Source organism: Paenibacillus sp. FSL H8-0261 (genome assembly GCF_045040645.1).
GTDB lineage: Bacteria > Bacillota > Bacilli > Paenibacillales > Paenibacillaceae > Paenibacillus_AQ.
In genome coordinates, this window is record NZ_CP150297.1 from 2,757,744 (window position 1) to 2,778,226 (window position 20,483).

The 20,483-nt window shown below is 41.8% G+C and carries 26 protein-coding genes and 1 tRNA gene; 17 read left to right on the forward strand and 10 right to left on the reverse strand.

Annotation, left to right across the window (positions count from 1 at the left end; genetic code table 11):
• Window positions 1-20: 20 nt before the first annotated feature.
• Entirely contained in the window at window positions 21-374 is a 354-nt protein-coding gene (locus tag MHI27_RS12090; RefSeq protein ID WP_405176371.1) for a hypothetical protein, read from the reverse strand.
• A 380-nt stretch (window positions 375-754) separates the two neighbouring features.
• Between MHI27_RS12090 and MHI27_RS12095 the strand changes: the two genes are divergently transcribed.
• Both MHI27_RS12095 and MHI27_RS12100 read left to right on the forward strand, forming a co-directional pair.
• Entirely contained in the window at window positions 755-1,483 is a 729-nt protein-coding gene (locus MHI27_RS12095; protein ID WP_405176372.1) for a hypothetical protein, read from the forward strand.
• A gap of 11 nt (window positions 1,484-1,494) precedes the next feature.
• Window positions 1,495-1,731, forward strand: a complete 237-nt coding sequence (locus MHI27_RS12100; protein WP_405176373.1) for a hypothetical protein — start codon at window positions 1,495-1,497, stop codon at window positions 1,729-1,731.
• A 140-nt stretch (window positions 1,732-1,871) separates the two neighbouring features.
• Here the strand turns inward: MHI27_RS12100 and MHI27_RS12105 are convergent, their stop codons facing one another.
• The 3 genes from MHI27_RS12105 to MHI27_RS12115 form a co-directional block, all read right to left on the reverse strand.
• On the reverse strand, window positions 1,872-2,579 hold the full coding sequence (locus MHI27_RS12105) for a hypothetical protein (protein WP_405176374.1): 708 nt from the start codon (window positions 2,577-2,579) through the stop codon (window positions 1,872-1,874).
• A gap of 259 nt (window positions 2,580-2,838) precedes the next feature.
• The gene (locus tag MHI27_RS12110) at window positions 2,839-3,702 is read right to left on the reverse strand and encodes an ATP-dependent DNA ligase (RefSeq protein WP_405176375.1); all 864 of its coding nucleotides are present in this window, start codon (window positions 3,700-3,702) and stop codon (window positions 2,839-2,841) included.
• Window positions 3,703-3,770: 68 nt separating this feature from the next.
• Window positions 3,771-4,580 (reverse strand): hypothetical protein, encoded by an 810-nt coding sequence (locus MHI27_RS12115; protein ID WP_405176376.1) that lies wholly within the window; start codon window positions 4,578-4,580, stop codon window positions 3,771-3,773.
• A 262-nt stretch (window positions 4,581-4,842) separates the two neighbouring features.
• Between MHI27_RS12115 and MHI27_RS12120 the strand changes: the two genes are divergently transcribed.
• Genes MHI27_RS12120 through MHI27_RS12130 form a run of 3 tightly spaced genes read left to right on the forward strand, consistent with a single transcriptional unit; the run spans window position 4,843 to window position 5,814 of the window.
• Window positions 4,843-5,034: a hypothetical protein gene (locus MHI27_RS12120; RefSeq protein WP_405176377.1), complete on the forward strand. Its 192-nt coding sequence runs from the start codon at window positions 4,843-4,845 to the stop codon at window positions 5,032-5,034.
• Window positions 5,027-5,326 (forward strand): hypothetical protein, encoded by a 300-nt coding sequence (locus MHI27_RS12125; RefSeq protein ID WP_405176378.1) that lies wholly within the window; start codon window positions 5,027-5,029, stop codon window positions 5,324-5,326. Before MHI27_RS12120 ends, MHI27_RS12125 begins: the two co-directional genes overlap by 8 nt.
• A gap of 11 nt (window positions 5,327-5,337) precedes the next feature.
• A complete protein-coding gene (locus MHI27_RS12130) occupies window positions 5,338-5,814 on the forward strand; it encodes a hypothetical protein (protein ID WP_405176379.1) in 477 nt (158 codons plus the stop codon).
• Between the two features lie 48 nt (window positions 5,815-5,862).
• On the opposite strand, the gene MHI27_RS12135 is transcribed toward MHI27_RS12130, so the two are convergent.
• Window positions 5,863-6,024, reverse strand: coding sequence for a hypothetical protein (locus tag MHI27_RS12135; RefSeq protein WP_405176380.1), 162 nt, complete (start codon window positions 6,022-6,024; stop codon window positions 5,863-5,865).
• A gap of 616 nt (window positions 6,025-6,640) precedes the next feature.
• Between MHI27_RS12135 and MHI27_RS12140 the strand changes: the two genes are divergently transcribed.
• Window positions 6,641-6,925, forward strand: a complete 285-nt coding sequence (locus MHI27_RS12140; RefSeq protein WP_405176381.1) for a group-specific protein — start codon at window positions 6,641-6,643, stop codon at window positions 6,923-6,925.
• Window positions 6,926-7,333: 408 nt separating this feature from the next.
• Here the strand turns inward: MHI27_RS12140 and MHI27_RS12145 are convergent.
• Both MHI27_RS12145 and MHI27_RS12150 read right to left on the reverse strand, forming a co-directional pair.
• Window positions 7,334-7,405, reverse strand: a tRNA-Val gene (locus MHI27_RS12145).
• Window positions 7,406-7,536: 131 nt separating this feature from the next.
• Window positions 7,537-7,839 carry a hypothetical protein gene (locus MHI27_RS12150; RefSeq protein ID WP_042187286.1) on the reverse strand — a complete coding sequence of 101 codons (303 nt, stop codon included), beginning with the start codon at window positions 7,837-7,839 and terminating at the stop codon, window positions 7,537-7,539.
• A gap of 324 nt (window positions 7,840-8,163) precedes the next feature.
• On the opposite strand from MHI27_RS12150, the gene MHI27_RS12155 reads away from it, so the two are divergent.
• From MHI27_RS12155 to MHI27_RS12170, 4 genes are all read left to right on the forward strand, one after another.
• The gene (locus MHI27_RS12155; protein WP_405176382.1) at window positions 8,164-9,240 is read left to right on the forward strand and encodes a site-2 protease family protein; all 1,077 of its coding nucleotides are present in this window, start codon (window positions 8,164-8,166) and stop codon (window positions 9,238-9,240) included.
• A gap of 104 nt (window positions 9,241-9,344) precedes the next feature.
• Entirely contained in the window at window positions 9,345-9,557 is a 213-nt protein-coding gene (locus MHI27_RS12160) for a hypothetical protein (RefSeq protein WP_405176383.1), read from the forward strand.
• 107 nt (window positions 9,558-9,664) lie between these two features.
• Window positions 9,665-10,108 (forward strand): GNAT family N-acetyltransferase, encoded by a 444-nt coding sequence (locus MHI27_RS12165; RefSeq protein WP_042187292.1) that lies wholly within the window; start codon window positions 9,665-9,667, stop codon window positions 10,106-10,108.
• A gap of 85 nt (window positions 10,109-10,193) precedes the next feature.
• Window positions 10,194-10,433, forward strand: a complete 240-nt coding sequence (locus MHI27_RS12170) for a DUF3892 domain-containing protein (protein ID WP_042187294.1) — start codon at window positions 10,194-10,196, stop codon at window positions 10,431-10,433.
• 64 nt (window positions 10,434-10,497) lie between these two features.
• On the opposite strand, the gene MHI27_RS12175 is transcribed toward MHI27_RS12170, so the two are convergent.
• Window positions 10,498-11,235, reverse strand: a complete 738-nt coding sequence (locus MHI27_RS12175) for an MBL fold metallo-hydrolase (protein WP_339802898.1) — start codon at window positions 11,233-11,235, stop codon at window positions 10,498-10,500.
• A gap of 164 nt (window positions 11,236-11,399) precedes the next feature.
• Between MHI27_RS12175 and MHI27_RS12180 the strand changes: the two genes are divergently transcribed.
• Both MHI27_RS12180 and MHI27_RS12185 read left to right on the forward strand, forming a co-directional pair.
• Window positions 11,400-11,954, forward strand: a complete 555-nt coding sequence (locus MHI27_RS12180) for a copper amine oxidase (protein WP_042187298.1) — start codon at window positions 11,400-11,402, stop codon at window positions 11,952-11,954.
• An 80-nt stretch (window positions 11,955-12,034) separates the two neighbouring features.
• Window positions 12,035-12,346: a DUF1292 domain-containing protein gene (locus MHI27_RS12185; RefSeq protein ID WP_042187300.1), complete on the forward strand. Its 312-nt coding sequence runs from the start codon at window positions 12,035-12,037 to the stop codon at window positions 12,344-12,346.
• A gap of 130 nt (window positions 12,347-12,476) precedes the next feature.
• Here MHI27_RS12185 and MHI27_RS12190 read toward each other — a convergent pair whose 3' ends face one another.
• Window positions 12,477-13,952, reverse strand: a complete 1,476-nt coding sequence (locus MHI27_RS12190; RefSeq protein ID WP_042126789.1) for an aminotransferase class I/II-fold pyridoxal phosphate-dependent enzyme — start codon at window positions 13,950-13,952, stop codon at window positions 12,477-12,479.
• 96 nt (window positions 13,953-14,048) lie between these two features.
• Here MHI27_RS12190 and MHI27_RS12195 point away from each other — a divergent pair, with 96 nt between their 5' ends.
• The 4 genes from MHI27_RS12195 (at window position 14,049) to MHI27_RS12210 (ending at window position 18,726) form a co-directional block, all read left to right on the forward strand.
• Window positions 14,049-15,338: an MFS transporter gene (locus MHI27_RS12195; RefSeq protein WP_339802903.1), complete on the forward strand. Its 1,290-nt coding sequence runs from the start codon at window positions 14,049-14,051 to the stop codon at window positions 15,336-15,338.
• Window positions 15,339-15,626: 288 nt separating this feature from the next.
• Window positions 15,627-16,223 carry a hypothetical protein gene (locus MHI27_RS12200; RefSeq protein ID WP_042187304.1) on the forward strand — a complete coding sequence of 199 codons (597 nt, stop codon included), beginning with the start codon at window positions 15,627-15,629 and terminating at the stop codon, window positions 16,221-16,223.
• 266 nt (window positions 16,224-16,489) lie between these two features.
• Window positions 16,490-17,905 (forward strand): NADP-dependent phosphogluconate dehydrogenase, encoded by a 1,416-nt coding sequence (gndA, locus tag MHI27_RS12205; protein ID WP_042187305.1) that lies wholly within the window; start codon window positions 16,490-16,492, stop codon window positions 17,903-17,905.
• Window positions 17,906-18,177: 272 nt separating this feature from the next.
• A complete protein-coding gene (locus MHI27_RS12210; RefSeq protein WP_341054070.1) occupies window positions 18,178-18,726 on the forward strand; it encodes a shikimate kinase in 549 nt (182 codons plus the stop codon).
• A gap of 4 nt (window positions 18,727-18,730) precedes the next feature.
• Here MHI27_RS12210 and MHI27_RS12215 read toward each other — a convergent pair whose 3' ends face one another.
• The gene (locus tag MHI27_RS12215; protein WP_042187309.1) at window positions 18,731-19,036 is read right to left on the reverse strand and encodes a rhodanese-like domain-containing protein; all 306 of its coding nucleotides are present in this window, start codon (window positions 19,034-19,036) and stop codon (window positions 18,731-18,733) included.
• 109 nt (window positions 19,037-19,145) lie between these two features.
• Here MHI27_RS12215 and aroA point away from each other — a divergent pair, with 109 nt between their 5' ends.
• The gene (gene aroA, locus MHI27_RS12220) at window positions 19,146-20,438 is read left to right on the forward strand and encodes a 3-phosphoshikimate 1-carboxyvinyltransferase (RefSeq protein WP_042187311.1); all 1,293 of its coding nucleotides are present in this window, start codon (window positions 19,146-19,148) and stop codon (window positions 20,436-20,438) included.
• The last annotated feature ends 45 nt before the right edge of the window (window positions 20,439-20,483 follow it).

Consider the following 20,483-nt stretch of genomic DNA (forward strand, 5'->3'; position numbering starts at 1 on the left):
CTATAATTCTTTTGCAATTATTAAGGTCTGTCTACGAAGATTCCATATGAAAGAATGTTTCCATATTGATCATAAGAAAATACACAAGCCCAACCATATTTCACAGCACGAACCCATCCGTCTTCATACAATTCAATGGCTCCATCATTTGAAACTAGTTGAAGGTCACCAGGAATATATCTCCAGGTGCCCGATTGCATTTCAATATTAACTTCTGTATAAGTACCTCTTGCAGATATTTCTTGGGAAGTTGCTACATTTGATACTGGTGTAGAGTCAGGAGTGGTAGTTGGAGCACTGGCCGCGAATGACGTAGACCCTAAAGTGAAGCATGCAGAGACGGTTAAAAGACCAGCTAAGATTTTCTTTTTCATAATTCAACCTTCCTTCCTATATTTGGGATACAAACCAATTATGATACATAATTAACCATATGTAAACATATTTTGTAGATTTATATATTATTTATGATATATTTGGGATATTAAATATTGATTTAACTTCTAATTCGAGTGATTCTCTTATTGTATGACACAACGACATATGCATAATGTTCCAATTCTAGTATCCTATATGCAGGAGGTGGATGTGTGGGATAACCTGAAAATAAATGATTTGAAATACATATGAGTTCTAAAACTTATCTTTATCAAACTTAATTAATACATATGGAGTGATCGTATTGAGTAATGTATAACGCGAAGCCTTTGGTTCGTACTATCTTCAGCACCAAGATAAATCAGGGAATTTCATTGTGAAAAAATCTGTAAGAGAAGGCGTTCAGAGTCGAAGAGGTGCAGAGCCTAAGAGATATCCACGTGAAATTGATGCTATTTTGTTGGATGATTCGGTTTCGATTTTATTGCATCCCAATTTGTATAAGGAGTATTTTAGTGAGCCGCTACTCACTGTTTTTCCTATCGGAGAGAGCATGGGAAAAGTTATCTTTGAAAAAATTATTGAACCTCGTAATTATCTAGCACACGCAAATCATATTTCTATTCGTCAAGCTGAACAAATTCTTTGTTATTCTCACGATATAATTGATTCTATTAAAGGCTATTATGAAAAGATTGGAGTGGATAGATTGTATAATGTACCGTCTATTATTCAAGTTTCAGACTCGCTAGGAAATATAAAATATGAATCTGAAATATCTGAAGTGAGAAGTGATGTATGCGTACCATTACTTTTAAATAGTCCTAACAACCCAACGTTGCGCCCAGGAGATGTCTTGAGTGTGGAAGTGGAGATTGACCCGACATTTCAAAAAGATCTGTACTCTATACAATGGCAAGTAGAAGGCTATATTCCTTCTTTTGAGGACACAACGAATAAATTTACTTTGAAAATATCTAATTCTCATGTAGGTGAACGTTTGGTACTTAATTGTTTCGTTAAATCGAATAAAGATTGGCATCGTTATGGAGCCAATGATGATTGTCTCATGTTATTGTATAGGGTCTTGCCTCCAATTGAATAGAATATACAGGAGTGTTTATTTTGAGCGCTACATATAAGGTCCTTTCCAGTGATAGTGATTTACTCGCTGCAGCTCTTGCACAAGTAAGGGTTTATGTTGTGTGGATTGAGGAGGATGGCCCAGACAGTATAGTTGATTATGGGGGAGCAATCCAGAAGTATACACCAGAACTTGTGAAGATTGCAGATACCTACTATACTCGCTTAGCACATGAATTCAGGACACATATACTTATGTCCAAGCAATAGAGATACCCCGTCAACCTTAACTGTTCGACGGGGTATTTTTATTTAGGTGCTCTGTTTCAGCGGCATTAAATGCAGTTGCTGTAAGTACTTATAACATTCCTTAGTACGTCCTGCTACAAGACGTTGCTCTATTACAACTATTACTTGATTCCTAAAAAGATATTGACTTCTTTTTCATACGAAGTACCGTTTTCTTTTGATGTTACTAACTTAAGCCCTGGTAGTTGTTTCGACTGACTTGGAATTTGCGTATATTCTGAAAAATAATTTTGGCGACTTTTGTTATACATGGTTTCACTTAATATCTTACCTTTAAAGATATACTCAGTAGAATCTTCATCTCGATCATAATACGTTTTACTCAGTTCATGAGTTATTAGTTGTGTTCCTTGTAAACTTATCGCATATTCCCCGGATTCCCAACCGGTTACTCCACCTCCACCATCTTTAACGATTGTTTTATACTGTCGATTTTTCTTGTTTTTAAAGATCTTAACATTACCAGTGTTGAAAGCTTCCATTCCAATCGTGAAATTTATAGGACTTTCAGCCCCTAAACCAGTACCTTTCTGTGATAACTTTTGTGCTTTTCCATTTTTGAAAGTAAAAGCTAGATCAACACGATTAACTGTCCGATATGGTTCTCCCACAATCAATTCGGGAATACCGTCACGATCAAAGTCAAAGAGTACTATCAAGCTGTCTTGTCCAAAATTTTCTGAACTTATGTACTCGAGAATATAGCTTTTATAAGCTTGTTTCCATTCATCCTTTTTCGTAGCAGCTTGTGCTGGCAGTGCGACTAGGAGTAAAGCAAACACTAGTAGCAGAGCTAATGATTTTTTCATTTTAGAGTCTCCTTTTATGTATAAACTAATTTTCTGAATTATTAAAACTATACCCTTAACTTATAAATAATGGTAGGGTTCAGTTGCCATAAATAAGAAATAACGTGATTGTCGATAACGTGTAAGTTCTTTTTTGTGAAAGTAAATTCTCCTTATTTTTGATATAGAATTCTTTTACAGAATGGACCAAATGATTTATGTTGAATTTAGGAACTGCATAAGATAACCCACCGGGCATATGCCTGACGGGTTGTTTCGTTTATACTATAAACTCCGTAAACACAGGACTTCTAAGCATTCCTGATTTGGTCCAGTTCCTCATTCGCACCTTTGCCCGTAATCGTGGCTCAAGATGTACAAACTCCTTATCTTCGCCTTTAATCAGTTGTGGGACCACACCTCTGAATGCCTGCTTATGAATCGGTGATGCTCCGAGTTCAATAATTCCTGCTGGACGCAGTTTGCCGGAATTACCGGATGGAACAGCAGCCAGCCAACCAAACTCTTGTTTTCGATACCCTGTAATATATACATCTGCATAGGTCCAATTGATAACTTTTTGCCATGCGTGAGAGCGGCGGCCAGTCTCGTATACGCTATTTTTACGTTTACCTACTACACCTTCCATACCGCGAGTTTCGATCTGTTCAAATAGTGCTTCTCCAGCACCTTCCACATGAGGTACTACTCCAAAGCTATTAGACGGTAGAGTTAACCCCGCCAGTATCTCCTTACGGCTCATCAAGGGCAACCCGCGCAGATCCTTGCCTTTGTACATCAAGATGTCGTAGATTGCATAATATGCTGGGAGCGTCCCGGTGAGTTGTACTATTTTATCTGCTCGCCTTGTCTGAAATCGTCTCATTACAGATTCAAAGTCTGAAACACCAGTTGTAGGATCAACGCAGGCAACCTCACCATCCAAAACAACATCATCCGTAAATGGGAGATGTAGTTCAGGATACTGTTGAGTACAATCATTATCATGTCTGGTATATAACTGGATCTTACCGGACTCTTGAGAAAAAATAAGACGATGCCCGTCTATCTTTGGTTCAAATATATAATCGCTGTGACTGAATGGTCCAGCAGCAGTTTGTAATAACATAGGTGATATAAACATACAAAACCTCCTGTATCTCATTATAGCTGGTGGCTACTAAGGATATAGGAGGTAAGTGATGGGAAAGGTTATTTTGATACCGTATACTCACTAACTTCAAAGGTAAGTATCTTATCAAAGATTATATAATCAGTTCGTTTGCTGTAGGGACCTTTGTTGTTGTCGTGCTTATTAATTGCATACTTAGCTGGTGCATTACTAGCGACCATTGAATCATACCAAGTTAAGAATGAGTTAACCTCAGCGATTGGAAGGTCATATTCCTTATCTATCCCATTAGTTAATGTGATGGTAAGAATTGCACGTTCGCCTGTTGGCTGCTCCGGTGTAGGAGCTGGTGTTGCCGTTGGTGTTGCTGTTGGTGTAGGTGTTGCTTCTGGGGTGGCTACCGGCGTAGGTTCAGGTGGAGTTGTTGGAGTTGAGACCTCTTCACCAAAGACATCAAATTCATAAATTCTCACTGTTGTCGCTTGCTGATTGAGAATGTAAACAGTTTTTACATCCTTCAATGGACCATTTATTATCTCTGTTTTAGGCAGTGTTCCGTATGGCGCATGAACATTTGATTTTGAACCATCTTCTTTTAAAGCGTAGATATTCACGCCCTTGAACGCGCTTGATCCGTCACCTTTGTATTGCACGTGAGTCAGTGTTGCTGTTCCTTGGAAATCGTATCTAACGTAAGAATCTGGTGCCAAATCTAAATATGTTGCATTTTGGTTATCTGTGAGAACTGAGGTGTTTGTACCTCCAGTAAGAGTATCAGACAATTTCATAGGTTTATTGTTTAACAAACCTTCCGAATAAGCAAATGCCCCTGAGACTGACATCATTGTAAAAACAAGTGCAACAATTAAAAATATTTTTAATTTTTTCATTCTTATCACTCTTTCTAGATAAAGTTATGTATCGAAAAAAATAAACCCATCCTTCTCCTGAATTTTGTATTTGATACATGCAATCCTACATCAAACAAATTAGACATGTCTAAACAAATATGTCTATATATGTAATAAAATGTTGATAAGTATTGATTTCTTTTATATCCCAACTAGTGAATATGTTGTATCTTGATTAAAGAACACATGTTTGGTTATAATACAAACAAATGTTCTCATAAGTGGAGGCGATCACGTGAAAATGAATGCCGGCCAAATAGTTGAAATTATATACCAAGACAAGTCGGAGAAGATAACGCAACGCAAGATTGAGATCCTCGGCATTCGTGCCGGCCGTATTAGGGCTACTTGCCTGACCACTGGGGCACCGCGTGTGTTCTTGGTAGCGAGTGTCCTCTCGTGGCAGCCTGTAGTGGAGAAGCGTCATGCTTGATGATACTTCGCGCAAGCTGCTGCGGATTATATCGCAGTTTAGATATCATTTTAGGCGGATGCCCAACATCAAAGAATTGGAACGATTGAGCGGACGCCGCCCAGCGGAGATAATTAAGGGGTTTAAGGTGTTGTCTGCGGAGCATTATATAGTTTGGGATGTGTCTACGCCTATAGAGACAACAATTATTATCGAGGGCTGGGAACGGAACGTGCCGCATGAAAAAACGCCACAACAAGACGCAGAGAGCGGCAGTGGTGGTACTAATATTGATTACTGGCTTTATCATTAGGAGGGGTCACTGTGACCAAACTTGAGGGAAATGAACGCTGGAAAACGAAAATGATCATGACCGCGCATGTTGAGCAGTACGAGGAACAGCAGCGTGAGAACCCAGATAAAATGATAACTACGGAGGAACGTACTATGGTTAGAGACCTCATTTTGCTTCCCTACATAGATACGATGGTTGGCAAGAGCCTGAAGGAGCTCGAACACTCCAGTAGCATTCTTAAACGTACCTTTTTGGTGGCTGGCGAATCCATACAGCGCCGGATCATGCAGGATACCTATCGACTGCAGAAAGAACTGAAGCAACGGAACATCAAAATGCTGGCGGATGAGCAAGACGAATTTATCACGTATTACAAAATCTTTTGCCGGGGATATCAGGAACGCTTTGGATTAACTCGTGATGTTATGCGTACTGAGATTAGCTTAAGATTGACTAAATATACTAATGAGCTCGGTTGGATTCTTAAAGGTCATCTAATGGTTTGAAAAAACATCCCCGAAGTTTTCGGGGACACTACTTTGAACAATTATTATTTATCCATTACCTGCTACTGCAATCCCACTAAAACTTCGTGCTCCTAGAGTTGCAGTTCTAATGGCTGATGCAATGATAGTATATTGAATTTGGCCTACAAGTACATCACTAGCCGGTGGGAAGTCTACAGCGGTTATTCCTACCATTTCATATTGGGTCACTGTACTATTAATGTTTCCTGGGTAGGTTGTACTAAAGATTAATACATTATTGCGGTAAATGCTAAAGGTAACATCGTTTTGAACTATAACGCTAACATCAACACTAAGTCTTACATAAGCATTTTATGTGACTCTTACTAAATTTGCATTTGCAGGTGTAACACTTGAGGTTTGGAGTCCAATGCACCGAAAATTGCCCCCGAACGAACCTAATCGATACCAGGTGTATCTACTACACTAGTCTGTGAGATGCGCATATCCAAAAACTGAACACTCATTAAATTTCACCTATCCTTCTCTTAAGAGATAATATGATAATATATTTTATGAGAGGAAGGATCGAATGCTTGTACATATTCAAAAATAATTAATAGGTCCGGTCTGGATAAATAAAACCCGTCAGTGATTATACTGGGGGTATTTACGATATCGTTAGAATTAGATTTCTTTTATTTTCTTTTATTTTCTTTTATTTTCTTTTATTTTCTGATTAAGGCTTTTGTGCAAGTTTCGTTTACAAACTTTTAAACTTCTTTTGGAAACTGATCAATATTCATATTTTCCTTATTATTCTGAACTGAATAATTTAAATGAAAGACTCAAGGAGTTGGAGTGAATGGTTGATGAAAATAATTTAGTTTCAATTAACATCGATAAATCCAAAATATTATCAATCTGCAGAGAAGAAATTAGGGAGCTCCTTGAGGACTTAGATAATGAGTATGTGTTTTGGGATTCTGCTGAGCTTAAAAAACGAACTTGTATGAGTTGGAATTCAATTCAAGATACATTTTTCTTTGACGATAGGTTCCCAAAATATAAAATCGGCGGGAAATGGTATTATCCGGTTAAAGAGACACGTACATTTTTAGAAAAGTGGCTAAGTGAACAAATCAAATAGTTATTGATTGGGAGAAGTTTGAAGAAGAGGTACGATGAAACATACGAATAAGCCCCATCAGTTAATGGTGGGGCTTATTCGTATGATGGTCATTAGTGGTAATTCTGGTTGCCAAAATGTTAAGAGTGAAGCTTTCTTTTTTCTCTTCAACTAACAGATTTACCATAATACTGACTGTACACTTTTTGAAGTTGGCTTCTTCTCCAGATAAAATATATAAGCTACATTTATTAAAGTAATTGAGAAGGCTGCCTGAGTTGTGAATAAGGTAGCCATTTTTTTATGGGAAGAAAAATTTCGTCCCCAATTCGTCCCCAATAGCAAGATTCACAAATTTATAGAGCTACGGTGATGATCGAAAAAAAAGAAAAACCCTTATATAATAAGGGCTTTCTAAATAGTGCAGTATAGGACGGATGGGGTTCGAACCCATGACCCCTACCCTGTCAAGATAGTGCTCTCCCGCTGAGCTACCGTCCTGCGACGAATTTCATAATACCATACGATAGAGTAGGATGGCAATTCTTTTTTTACAATCTATAGGGATGATAGTTTACATAGTCTTTAAAATAATAAGAAAAGGGGATGCCGCTCCATCCCCATGAGCCACGTCAGATAAAGAACGGGAGTAGAAATATATCGCTTATACCGAAAAAAGGGATGCGTCGTGGAAAGAAGCGACGTCTTGGGAAAAAGCCAGGCCGGAATCCAAATTGTCTATACGCCGATTCGTGTGTGGGCATTCCGTTTAAACGTTCTACCATTTCGTTGCTAGGAACCGCAAGAGTAACATAGTTTTGATCTACATGGGCAATAAAGCCATCAAAGGACTGACCGTCAGTCGTTGTAATACCAACGTATTTGTTCATACAATTCCAACTGACCTGTTGATGTAAATTTGCATTTGTATCCATAAATAACCTCCTCAATTGAATAACCCTGATAACAGTCTATGGTTCGTAGCCTATAACGTTCACGGCGTTAGCCTATAGGGTAACCATAAAATTCGGGTTATTTTGTGTGAGGTGGGGGGGATTGGAGCGGAATCACTTTCTTCCCTTGAATAATAGTGGAAATTATCCATTATCTGTTTGTTTGACGTTGAAACGATTCTAAAAGTTGCGTCGTATACTTAGCCAAGTGCTTTTTTATGGAAATACTCCTTAAGCGCTTATGATAAAATGAATGGTAATGTACAGCAGTTAGATAAAAATTGAAAGAAAAAGGAGCTTGGGATCTTGCCGCAAAATGAGCAGAAAAAGAATTCTTCCACGCCATGGAAATGGTTGGGGGGCGGGGCGGCGATGCTCCTGTTTAAAGGAAAGGCGATTCTGTCTCTTCTGAAAATAGGTAAAATTGCCGGGCCGTTAATCTCAATGATGATTTCAATATGGGCTTATGCTTTGATTTACCCCTGGGGGTTTGCCGTGGGCTTTGTCCTGCTCTTGCTAGTCCATGAATTAGGACATGTAATAGCAGCGAAACGGATCGGGCTTCCAGTCAGCGCTCCACTGTTTATACCGTTTTTGGGAGCTTTAATTACAATGAAGAAACAGCCGCTGGATGCCCAGACAGAAGCTTATATTGCTTTTGGAGGTCCGATCTTAGGAACCATTGGGGCTACAGCCGTTTTTGGAGCGGCTTATTACATGGATAGTCCACTTCTCTATTCCTTGGCTTATATAGGTTTTTTACTTAATCTGATCAATCTGCTGCCGATTCACCCGCTTGACGGCGGCCGTATTGCAACCGCGGTGACGCGCTGGCTGTGGCTTGTGGGGCTCGTGGGTGGTTTAGCCATCATCATCTATATGCGTTCGATCTTGTTCTTTATTATTTGGGCGTTATTTGCTTACGATCTGTATAACAAATATGTGAAGAGACGCACTAACAATCGCCTTTATTCTGTAATGAAGAGTTTCTTAATTCCAGTAGAGCCACTTAGAGATGCAGGCTACATGATTCCAGGACCAGAGCATAGAAGAGATTTACCTTTTACTACTTACAGTGATTTGGAAAGACAGCAGTATGTAGGGGTGAGATGGGATCAACTGAACTACATTGGTAGAGCTACGCTTCAACAGCAATGCATCATTGAAAAGGTGCGTATCTCGCAGCTAGAGCCTGTGACCTTAGAGAATGGGCTTCATCTAAAGATGAATTGTGATATCAGCTATTCGGTCTACGAGAACGATAAGTATTACGATGTGCCGGCTAGCTCACGCTGGAAATACGGTATCGCTTATTTTGTATTAGCTGGCTTTCTGGCAGGAATGATGTACATGGTCCATGTCGTTGGAAATGTGAATCTATAAGGGTTAGAATCGGGCAATGAAGTGATCCAATGGTTTATAAAACTCATGAACCGTCAAAGCTGTAATGAGAATAACCGCAGTTGAACGGTGAAAGGAGTAAAACCATGCTTAAATTTTTGAAATGGGAAGTCGGCGTTTGTCTGTTGTTGCTGATGTTTTTGGGAGGATGTTCCGAGGCGAAGCCAACAAAAGTCATGGAAATCAAAGAAATGACCAACCTAGATGGAAAGCCAAAAGGTCAGTACCCTCCATTGTCACCAGTGATGCAAGACACATACAATCGTTCGATTCCTGAAGAAGTATATTCTGCAGATTAGAGCAGCGTAGAAGACGATTTCTCATGCTCAGGCTTTTCTTTCTAGTCGAATTTTTATATAATAGACAACTATCGTTGGATACATAGAGAGAGGAGTTTGGGACTAACATGGCGGCAGAAATCTTACGGGTAACTACAGAGGAACAGCTTCAGATGGGGCTGGATATTCGTACTAAAGTATTTGTAGAGGAACAAATGGTACCGGCTGAGGAAGAAATTGATGAATACGATGTTATCGGTCCGAATGCGCACCATATTCTAATTATAGATGAAGGTGTACCTGTGGCTACAGGAAGATTGATTTATTACAAAGCAGGTACAGCCAAAATGCAGCGTATCGCCGTACTGAAAGATTATCGAGTCAAAGGATACGGACGTGTTCTGTTGCTAGCTATGGAAGAGCTTGCTCGGGAGCTTGGACTGGAAGCTTCGATTCTTGATGCACAGTGCCAAGCTGAGAATTTCTACAAGAAGCTAGGATATGAAGTGATTTCTACGGAACCTTTTTATGACGCAGGTATTCTACATGTACGGATGCAGAAAACTCTTTAAAAATAGTGCACATAATTTACCGTTCCATGAAGCAAGCTAGGATGTGCCATATGATGGCAAATCCAAGTGCAAGGGGCGAGCTGAAGTGCCAAATAACGAACGCGAAAGTTTCGTAGCTGTACAGAAAAATGGAGACGGAGATTTAACCAGTTTCCAGACCTCTACAGGACGTGTCCTGGCGTATGATCAAGCGCTTCAAGAAGTACAGGCCGGAAATATTGCCGGAGTGAATGCTTTTAAAGGTAAAGACGGAGGAACTTATATTCGCGGCGACGCGGATGGGGATCCAACCAACAATTTGGATAATCTTCCGAGTTTCTCATAGTTCTAAAGGCAAAGACCGTACATACGTCATCGGACGTCAATGTACGGTCTTTTTTTAATCCTAATCAGAGTTTATAAATTACATGCTGCTCAATAAACTCCATCTCTCCAGTAAGCCCGACGAATTGAGGTTGTTCATCGCTATAATGCATGAGCTTGATGATACGTCGAACATCTTCAGGTAATGACATTAACTCCTCCAGTGTGGTGTGAACAACACCTGATCCACCAAGCTGACAGTCATGCAGAATCATTCGGATGCCGTGCTCACGGACAAGGCGTATAAGTAGATCCGGCTGAAAAGTCATGTCCGCGCTGTAGAAAATCTCATTATTTATTAGAAGGGAATAGCTATCTTTGCCAGGAATATGCGGCGTATGTATGATCTCGAGCGAAAGAGAAGGAGCGAGCTTGTACGTAATTCCGGGTTTCATAGGTTTAACCTCGAAGATATCGGTCAGGGAGGCTACTGCATCTTTTTGATATAATCCACCCTTTAAGGTGTTGTTCCAAAGTGGCTCAACAAGCGTCTCAGGTAAATGTAATCTCATAGTTTTCCCGTATACGTGCTTTAGCGTAAGTGCTAGCTCTTCCAGACCTCCAACATGGTCCGCATGAATATGCGTAATTAGAGTAGCGTTTACGTCACGGAAGGATTTCCCGATGGTATGCATGGCAAGTGGGGCTGTAATCCCGCAATCAATTAGTAGGGTATAATCATCAGCTAGTAGCAAGCCATTATTGTTAAAATAGTTTTTAGCAAAAGCATTGCCAGTTCCTAGCATTTGTAGGCTCAGACTCATAAGAAAGTACCCTCCTGAAATCGCTGTCAGCTAATATATCAACTTTGAACAAGTACATAATATCATTTTTCGGAAGATGAATGAAATATTTACCTACAATTAGCGCAACTTGCTGAGACAAAGTAAGTATACATTAATAGCATGAATTATTTGGAGGGTTTCAAATGAATAGATGGAAAAAAGTCACTTTATGTGTGTTTGCTTTTTCCTTGATGGGTGGCTCCTTATTGTTCGCCGATTCTGTGAGTAAGAAAATCAGGGTATGGAACAACGGGACGGAAATTGTAGACGGCGGTTATTTGATTGATGGAAAAACATATATTCCCGCTAGAGAAGCAGGCGGGGTAGTGAATTGGGATGGATCTGGAAAAGTGACGATTCTTAAGCCTAATGTTCATATTGTTCTTTTTAAGGATAATACGGTCTTTGGTAACGTAAACGTAGGCAAGCTTAAGATTAAAATATTAACCCAGGTAGATAGCTTAACAGAAGAGGTTTCAGCTGTAAAAGTAGCCATAACGGACCCCTCTGGTAATGTTAAGGATATTCAGTCGCAGGAGCTTGAAGGCTCGCAGAAGGATAATTTCTGGTTTCCGACCTCGGAGTTTACTTATGATTTTAAAGAAACCGGCAAATATCGGGTAGGCTTCTACATGAAAGCTTCCAAAAATGCGGATTACGTTCTTGTGTCAGAAAAGGTAATTACAGCTCTTAATTAAGGGTTCTAAATTGACCTGAACTAATCTAACGTGGTAGTATACCAGATGTAGGATAATACAATTCAAAGTGAGGTATTACAATGAGCGATCACAAACATGAGCATGGTGAAGCATGCGGTTGCGGGCATGATCACGACCATGAGCACGAGGAGTTTGTGCTGACCTTGACGAACGAGCAGGGCGAAGATGTTGAAATGGTATTGGTTGAAACTTTCGACATCGGTGAGAAACTATACGCGCTGCTGTTAGAAAAGGAAAATCCTGAAGCGGATGGCATTATTCTGCGTATGGAAGAAGAAGACGAAGAAATGGTATTGTACAATATCGAAGATGAAGAAGAATGGAAAGCTGTTGAAGAAGCTTACAACAATCTGCTTGCTCAGCAAGAATAGATTTTAGCGACTAAATTAAGCTGTTCTATTGTGTATATGACAGTTGATGTTTATATACAGAAACCCGATACTTATTATGGTATCGGGTTTTTGTATAAATGAATGAAGTTTTTTAGGAAAATGATGGGTCTTAGGAAATAGGATCGGCTTCTACAATCACTTTTATGTTCGTGATGCTGCGATCTTCAGGACCTTTAACCGGAAGTCCGATCTCCACATGGTCAATAATATAATCGATGTTATCCTGAGTGATAACTTCGCCAGGGAGAAGAATAGGAATTCCAGGCGGATATACATATATAAACTCTGCAATAATGTAGCCAGCAGATTCACGGAATGGAACTAACTGCGTATCCGCATAAAAAGCGTCCCTTGGAATCAGAGCAAGCTGTGGAATTTCTGGAACCTGAACCTTAAGTTCGTAGATTTCACCCTTGCTGTAATGAATGGCGGACAACACCCGAAGTGCAGCTAATAATTTATCTACTGATTCTTGGGTATCACCTGGGGTAATAAGGCAAAGAATATTATACATGTCACTTAGTTCTACTTCGATGTTGTACTTCTCGCGCAGCCAGTTTTCAGTTTCGTATCCTGTGATCCCTAAATGGCGCACATGAATGTTGAGCTTAGTTGGGTCATGATCAAATGTTGCTTCTGTCCCAAGGATCTCTTTTCCAAAGCTGTACAGGCCTTCGATCGTATTGATCGTTTCGCGTGCATAGTTGGACAGTCTGATGGTTCTTTCCGCCATTTCATGACCGTTCAGCGCGAGATTACGTCTTGATGTATCCAAAGACGCTAATAAAATATATGAGGTAGATGTTGTAGTCAGCATGCTCATAATGGTCTGTACCCGTTGCGGGTTAATCAGACCCGTCTTAGCATTAAGATTCAGTACCGAGCTTTGCGTCATGGAGCCGCCAAGTTTATGCACACTAGTGGCAGCGATGTCCGCTCCGGCCTGCATGGCCGATACCGGCAGATCCTCATGAAAATGAATCAGTACTCCATGTGCCTCGTCCACCAATACGGGTACACCGTAACGGTGAGCCAGGTCGACAATCGAACGCAGGTCGGCGCATACACCGAAGTACGTGGGATTGATTACTAGAACTCCTTTGGCGTCTGGATGACGCCTTAACGCTCGTTCCAGCGAACTGGTCGTTATGCCGTGATCTATCCCGAGATTCTCATCCTGAACAGGCGAGACAAACACAGGCTTGGCTCCGGAGAAGATAATGGCCGACATCACAGATTTATGAATGTTGCGCGGCACAATTATTTTATCACCCGGTGAGCAGACAGAGAGGATCATCGTCATGATGGCATTGCTCGTGCCCTGTACGCTAAAATACGTATAGTCGGCGCCGAAAGCCTTCGCAGCCAGCTTCTGAGCTTCCTGGATTACTCCAGTTGGCTGATGTAGATCATCAAGCGGTGCGATGTTGATTAGATCGATGGATAGAGCGTTATCGCCGATAAACTCACGGAATTCGGCATCGGTTCCTAGCCCCTTCTTATGCCCCGGGATATGAAATTGAACGGGATTGCCGGCGGCATGCTTTTTTAAAGCTGTGAAGAGGGGAGTACGGTGTTGATTCATTTAATGCTGTCACAACCTTTCGCGAATATTAAAATTTAAGGCAAGCATCAGTATAACAAAACAATCTACAGAATACTAGGATTTGGATGTGATAGAATGTCCACAAAAGCTGCGCAACGTACACATATCAGTTTGACGTCGCCATTTATCATGGAGATGTGGGTAATTATTTTTTTAGTTGAGTTTGTTAAAGGGTCGCTACTTGTCGCTTTGTTACCCGTATATATGGAGAATATTTTGGGTCTATCTGTTACGGTAGTAGGCTTTGCCTTTGCACTCCAGTATTTGGGGGATAATCTATTCCGCAGTCCTTCTGGCTGGGTTATGGAGCGCATAGGGTTTCGCTGGACCATGACAAGTGCCTTGCTGTTGATCCTAGTAGCTGTTGGAATGATAATATATGCCAAAACAGCAGTTACGCTCTCGATTGCCTGTCTTATTCTTGGGATCGGGACATCCCCGCTTTGGCCTTGTGTGATGACCGGAATAACGGAATTGGCGGGATCTACTAAAAGCGGCAGCAGTGGAGCAGCTATGGGTGCTGTAGAGATGGCATCGCTCGCAGGAACGGGAATCGGTCCGATTGTAGTGAATTTTTTGATGGATCAGGGTGGACAAAGCTATCGTGTAGCCTTTTTGGTCCTGCTAGGGTGTGCTGCTGTAGTAGTTGTAGTTGCGCTCTTTTTACCTAAAAGAATCTCGTCAAGTGGCACTCATGCAGTTGTAAGGGACATGCAGGGGCTCGGCGGAGCTATTGAGCGTAAAAAAATCAGTCCATTAGAAAGTATAAAAAGAACACTACATCAGGTCAGAACGACGCTTAAAGTCAGTCGCCTACTATATCCAGCCTTATTTCTTCAGGCTTTTGCCATTGGCTTGATGACGCCTGTAGTTACCTTGTTTGCACGTACGGAGCTTCATGTTAGTCCGAATCAATTTAGTCTGCTTCTGATTGCAGGTGGGGGAATTACGGTGCTTGCTCTAATTCCAGCAGGGAAGCTGGTAGACCGAATAGGAACAACTGTGTTTCTGAACATTGGCTTTTTGCTCGCCGCCTTTTCGCTTGCCCTGTTCTCACAGGTACGCTGGCTCCCGCTTGCTTTTATCGCGGTGGCATTGGTCGGTATAAGCTACGCGCTTATTCTCCCGGCATGGAATGCTTTTCTGGCTAAGCAAGTGCCTAAGGGGGAACGAGGGACTGTGTGGGGGCTTTTCTTGACCTTGCAAGGCTCAGGGATGGTGGCAGGACCAGTGATATCAGGAAGACTATGGGACCATGTAGGTCACGGTGTTCCGTTTCTGATGAGTGCAATTGTAATGTTGATGCTCTTTGGGCTGCATTTACTAATTGTACACAGAACAAAGTTGAAATTTAAAACTAGTTGACCTTAGATGTGAAAAGCCGCTGACAACCTGAGAATTAGTTGTCAGCGGCTTTTTTTAGGAATTAAAAGGACTAAAAGAAATAAAAAATTCAATCAGCGTTTGGAGAAAGTCTGTTGCGGGTAAAAATAGTCAATAAACCAAGTTACCGCTACATAAACTGAAGTATAAAATAAGACTAAGACGAACGCAAAAGTAACTACTACTTGAAGAGGTCCGGCAGCCATAAATAATCAAGAATTCAACAATTGAGTTGGCTTTGCAGATGTGAAGCAGTTAGGGGGGAGTGCCGTGAACAAAAACGACGAGGTGGAGTATTGTAACCTGGAGCTGCGTTTCGACAGACAGCATATCCAGGACCTGATCAAGGATTTGATTCAAAAAGGTTATTCCCTATATTGGAGCGAGAACGAACAGGTCTTTGTAATTTCGGTCCGTACGGGTCGTAAATTGGTGAAATTACGTTTTCAAAGGATCAAAGATGGCTATAAACTCGTGGGTGACTATATGATTCGTGATGCTCGCTTGTCAGAATGGATGGAGAAGTTAATTGGGGACATGCGAGGCCATGCCATTGTAAAGCGCTTCAGAGACCGTCAGATTATTATTGAAAATATTTTGTTCGGCGAAGTGATTCGTCTTGTTGAAATCTCGGGTTATCAGCAGCGAGTCTTATACCAGAAGGGTCCTATGCTCACCGATGAGGAGCTGACCAAGCTCTATTATTCTGTTGAAGGAGAGGAACGAATTCGCCAGCGCAGGATTGAAGTGGATGAGCAGCTGGATCGATTAAATGATGCACTTAAGGCTGAGGATATGATTCGCGCGGAGAAATGCCGAGCTCAGCTTACCTTTTTGACGAAAGAATTGTATATGTTAGAATGGTAAACAAGGTGCCGAAATAAGTTGCTTAGTGGCACCCCGAATTTCGGGGTGTCTTAGATTTGTTTGAGAACTTGCAGACAGGGGTTCACTTCTGGTGCTAAAAACGTTAAAATAGTCATTGTGATCATTTTCATATTGGCAATGGATTTGTCTATGAATTTGATCTTTATTCGCAGGGCAGGCTTTGCTGTCTCTGATAAAGGGTGGTATTCTTATACTGCGAGAAATGGATTTCCCAAAAATATAGGGTGCAAAGGGTGGAGGACCAGATGGCAAAACAACAAATCGGCGTTATTGGCTTGGCGGTAATGGGCAAGAATTTGGCTCTAAATATCGAAAGCAAAGGTTTTTCCGTATCCGTGTTTAACCGCTCACCGGAGAAGACACATGATCTTCTTGCTGAGGCGGAAGGTAAAAACCTCGTAGGCACATTTTCGGTTGAGGAATTTGTAGCTTCGCTGGAAACACCGCGCAAAATTCTGATCATGGTTCAAGCTGGTAAAGCTACTGATGCTACCATCGAGCAACTGTTGCCGCATCTTGATCAAGGCGACATTATTATCGACGGAGGAAATGCTTATTTCCCTGATACGGTTCGTCGCAGTAAATATCTAGAAGAAAAAGGTTTCCGCTTTGTCGGAACTGGGGTTTCTGGCGGTGAAGAAGGAGCTCTTAAAGGGCCTTCCATTATGCCTGGCGGTCAAGAAAGCGCGTATAAGCTAGTTGAACCAATCCTAACTGCAATCTCAGCTAAAGTTAACGGTGAGCCTTGCTGTACATATATCGGACCAGACGGTGCGGGACACTATGTTAAAATGGTGCACAACGGTATCGAATATGGTGATATGCAATTGATCTGTGAAGCTTACCAGCTGCTCAAAGACGTTCTAGGTCTGGATGCAAAAGAACTTCACAACATTTTCAAAGAGTGGAATAGCGGTGAGCTCGACAGCTACCTGATCGAGATTACTACAGATATTTTTGCTCAGTATGATGAAGAAACTGGTAAACCAATGGTTGACGTGATCCTTGATTCCGCTGGCCAAAAGGGAACTGGTAAATGGACAAGCCAAAGCTCATTGGATCTTGGTGTACCTTTGTCCATGATTACCGAATCCGTATTCTCACGCTTCCTCTCTGCAATGAAGGATGAGCGCGTAGAAGCGAGCAAAGTGCTTAACGGACCAGAAGCTACACCATTTGATGGTGACAAAGCTGAATTCATCGAGAACGTGCGTAAAGCATTGTTTGCAAGTAAAATCGTATCCTATGCTCAAGGTTTCGCTCAACTTCGCGTAGCTTCCGACGAATACGGTTGGGATCTGAAATATGGCGAGTTGGCTAAAATTTGGCGCGGTGGCTGCATTATCCGTTCCCGTTTCCTACAAAACATCACGGATGCTTACGAGAACAATGCAGATCTTAAGAACCTATTGCTTGATCCTTTCTTCAAGGATGTTATGGATAATTATCAATCCGCATGGCGTAAAGTTATCGCTTCAGCTGTAACGATGGGTGTTCCAGTACCTGGATTCTCCAGCGCATTGGCTTACTATGATAGCTATCGTACAGAAAGACTGCCTGCGAACCTGCTTCAGGCTCAACGCGATTACTTCGGCGCACATACGTTCAAACGTGTAGACAAAGAAGGCGTTTTCCACCACAACTGGATGTCTGCAGAATAATCTAGTTTATTACGGTTATAAGCAATAACGCCTTCGGCGTCCCTAAAGGACGGTAAGAAGCGTTTATGCGAGAAATATAAGGTTAATGTATAACATGAAACTTGTACTTTCTTATATTTTTAAAAAAGTGGCCCGAATTGCTTCACCAGAAATGGGGAGGCTTTCGGGCCTTTTTTGTTGAAGTTTTGATGTGGAATTACTAAGTGAAGCAGATTGTCTAATGTTTTGACCCTGTGTTATGATATGACAAATATCGCGGTTGGAGGATAGACATGACTGGGGATACAGAAGAATTTAAAAAGTTCAACGAAGAGCAAAGAAATAAGAACATTATTTTAGTAGGGATGATGGCAACGGGGAAGTCAACAGTAGGCGCAATTTTGGCTGAGGAACTGGGTTACGAGCTGGTTGATCTGGATCATGTCATTGTTGAAACTGAAGGCCGAAGTATTGCAGAAATTTTCGCGGAAGATGGAGAGCATTACTTTCGAAGCGTGGAAACAGCAGTACTAAAGCGTATGCTAGAGTCTGAGAATAAATTAATATCTACTGGTGGTGGCGCGGTATTGGCACCGGGGAATACAGATTTAATGCTGAGTAAAGGGCATGTGGTTGCGCTAACGGCAACAGAAGAAGAGATTATTGCTCGCGTTAGTGGAGATCAGAATCGTCCGCTGCTCGCCGGCAATGCAGAAGAACGGGTTAGACGTATCATGGAAGACCGTCGAGAAGCTTACCTGTTCGCGCATTACACGGTCGATACAACGGGACTGACAGCGGCAGAAGTGTCGCAATATATTTTAATGCATTACCGCGGCTGAGCTTTTAAGAGAGTGTTTCATTCCATTCAATCATACCGCCGCTTAAATTTGTGGCATGATAGCCAAACTGTTGTAGATATTCGCAGACACGCTGGCTTCGAGCACCGGAACGGCAGATAAAGATCACTTTGGCATCGCTTGGAATATCCTCAGTGCGGTGTGGAATTTCTCCCATGGGGATATGCTGTGCACCGGGAATCATCCCGAAGGCAACCTCTTCGTCTTCACGAACGTCGATGAGTACAAGGTCTTCCCCTGTCTCTAGACACTGCCGCAATTCTTGCGGTGTAATTTGTGGAACATTATGCATGGTTGTGACCTCTTTTCATCAGAAGAATGGTTTAATGATAACACAAGCATGGAATACCCTGTCAAACGAGCACTACATACAACTATATCTACTAAGGAGAGTTTATATTATGGACGTTATTGTTAGGCCAACGCCATCCCTGCAAGGAGAGTTTGGGGCCCTCTCTTCCAAAAACTATACCACTCGTTATTTGCTGGTTGCCGCATTGTCAGAAGGCGTAAGTACGATTTATCATCCGGCACATAGTGAAGATAGCGATGCCATCCGTCGTTGTATTGCAGATTTGGGAGCTGTACTCACAGAAGATGATGAGAAGATTGTGATTCAAGGCTTTGGTCGCAAACCTAAGGATGTTAAGGAACTTAATGTGGGGAATGCTGGAGCAGTACTACGTTTTCTAATGGCTGTAGCTGCTTTAAGCCCTGAGGTTACATTCGTAAATACGTATCCTGACTCCTTGGGCAAACGTCCACATGACGACCTGATCGTGTCCCTAGAACAGCTGGGTGTGAAGGTAGAGCATAACGAAGGAAAGCTTCCGATCACGATCCGCGGTGGCAAACCTGTTGGGGGTAGAATTACAGTTTCAGGTGCTGTCAGCTCCCAGTTCCTAAGTGCTCTATTATTCTTGACACCATTGCTTGAAGAAGATAGTGAAATTATTGTCCTTGATGATTTGAAATCAAAGGTTGTCGTAGGTCAGACGCTAGAAGTATTGGAGCAGGCTGGAATTGTGGTTCATGCGGCGGATGATTATATGTCCTTTAAAGTGCCAGGTCGTCAAGCCTATGCGGCAAAAACGTATACCGTTCAAGGTGACTATCCTGGCTCTGCGGCTATTCTAGCAGCAGCTGCGGTTACAAAGTCAGATGTTAAGGTACATCGACTTGTGGAACAGAGTAAGCAGGGAGAAAGAGCCATTGTTGATGTGTTGCGTATGATGGAAGTACCCCTTACTCATAAAGAGGGAACAGTTCACGTACAAGGGAACGGCGTTCTAAAAGCTGTTGAATTCGACGGAGATGCTGCAACCGATGCGGTGCTGGCTATGGTAGCTGCTGCCGTATTTGCTGAAGGCACTTCACGATTCTATAACGTTGAGAACCTTCGGTATAAGGAATGTGATCGTATAACTGATTACTTGGCAGAGTTGACTCGTGCAGGAGCCAATGTTGAGGAACGCCGCGATGAAATTATCGTTCACGGCATGCCTGAAGGCGTCGAAGGTGGTGTGACCATTAACGCGCATTACGACCACCGTGTAATTATGGCGCTGTCAGTAGTAGGTTTACGAGCGCGTAAACCACTATTGATCAAGGATGCTCACCATGTCGCTAAGTCGTATCCGCAATACTTTGATCACCTGCGTGCGCTTGGTGCGAATGTGGAGTGGGTACAATAGAAGTAAGGGAGCTAGCGAATTTAGCTTCAGTTAAATAAGGATCAT

Excerpts from the sequence above, each read along its gene's own strand:
- MHI27_RS12185 (WP_042187300.1), top strand. The coding sequence starts at position 12,035 with ATGAGCGATCACAAACATGAGCATGGTGAAGCATGCGGTTGCGGGCAT.
- MHI27_RS12140 (WP_405176381.1), top strand. The coding sequence starts at position 6,641 with ATGGTTGATGAAAATAATTTAGTTTCAATTAACATCGATAAATCCAAA.
- MHI27_RS12150 (WP_042187286.1), bottom strand. The coding sequence starts at position 7,839 with ATGGATACAAATGCAAATTTACATCAACAGGTCAGTTGGAATTGTATG.
- MHI27_RS12180 (WP_042187298.1), top strand. The coding sequence starts at position 11,400 with ATGAATAGATGGAAAAAAGTCACTTTATGTGTGTTTGCTTTTTCCTTG.
- MHI27_RS12175 (WP_339802898.1), bottom strand. The coding sequence starts at position 11,235 with ATGAGTCTGAGCCTACAAATGCTAGGAACTGGCAATGCTTTTGCTAAA.
- MHI27_RS12110 (WP_405176375.1), bottom strand. The coding sequence starts at position 3,702 with ATGTTTATATCACCTATGTTATTACAAACTGCTGCTGGACCATTCAGT.
- MHI27_RS12165 (WP_042187292.1), top strand. The coding sequence starts at position 9,665 with ATGGCGGCAGAAATCTTACGGGTAACTACAGAGGAACAGCTTCAGATG.
- aroA (WP_042187311.1), top strand. The coding sequence starts at position 19,146 with ATGGACGTTATTGTTAGGCCAACGCCATCCCTGCAAGGAGAGTTTGGG.
- MHI27_RS12125 (WP_405176378.1), top strand. The coding sequence starts at position 5,027 with ATGCTTGATGATACTTCGCGCAAGCTGCTGCGGATTATATCGCAGTTT.
- MHI27_RS12160 (WP_405176383.1), top strand. The coding sequence starts at position 9,345 with ATGCTTAAATTTTTGAAATGGGAAGTCGGCGTTTGTCTGTTGTTGCTG.
- gndA (WP_042187305.1), top strand. The coding sequence starts at position 16,490 with ATGGCAAAACAACAAATCGGCGTTATTGGCTTGGCGGTAATGGGCAAG.
- MHI27_RS12115 (WP_405176376.1), bottom strand. The coding sequence starts at position 4,580 with ATGAAAAAATTAAAAATATTTTTAATTGTTGCACTTGTTTTTACAATG.
- MHI27_RS12090 (WP_405176371.1), bottom strand. The coding sequence starts at position 374 with ATGAAAAAGAAAATCTTAGCTGGTCTTTTAACCGTCTCTGCATGCTTC.
- MHI27_RS12105 (WP_405176374.1), bottom strand. The coding sequence starts at position 2,579 with ATGAAAAAATCATTAGCTCTGCTACTAGTGTTTGCTTTACTCCTAGTC.
- MHI27_RS12210 (WP_341054070.1), top strand. The coding sequence starts at position 18,178 with ATGACTGGGGATACAGAAGAATTTAAAAAGTTCAACGAAGAGCAAAGA.
- MHI27_RS12215 (WP_042187309.1), bottom strand. The coding sequence starts at position 19,036 with ATGCATAATGTTCCACAAATTACACCGCAAGAATTGCGGCAGTGTCTA.
- MHI27_RS12190 (WP_042126789.1), bottom strand. The coding sequence starts at position 13,952 with ATGAATCAACACCGTACTCCCCTCTTCACAGCTTTAAAAAAGCATGCC.
- MHI27_RS12120 (WP_405176377.1), top strand. The coding sequence starts at position 4,843 with ATGAATGCCGGCCAAATAGTTGAAATTATATACCAAGACAAGTCGGAG.
- MHI27_RS12195 (WP_339802903.1), top strand. The coding sequence starts at position 14,049 with ATGTCCACAAAAGCTGCGCAACGTACACATATCAGTTTGACGTCGCCA.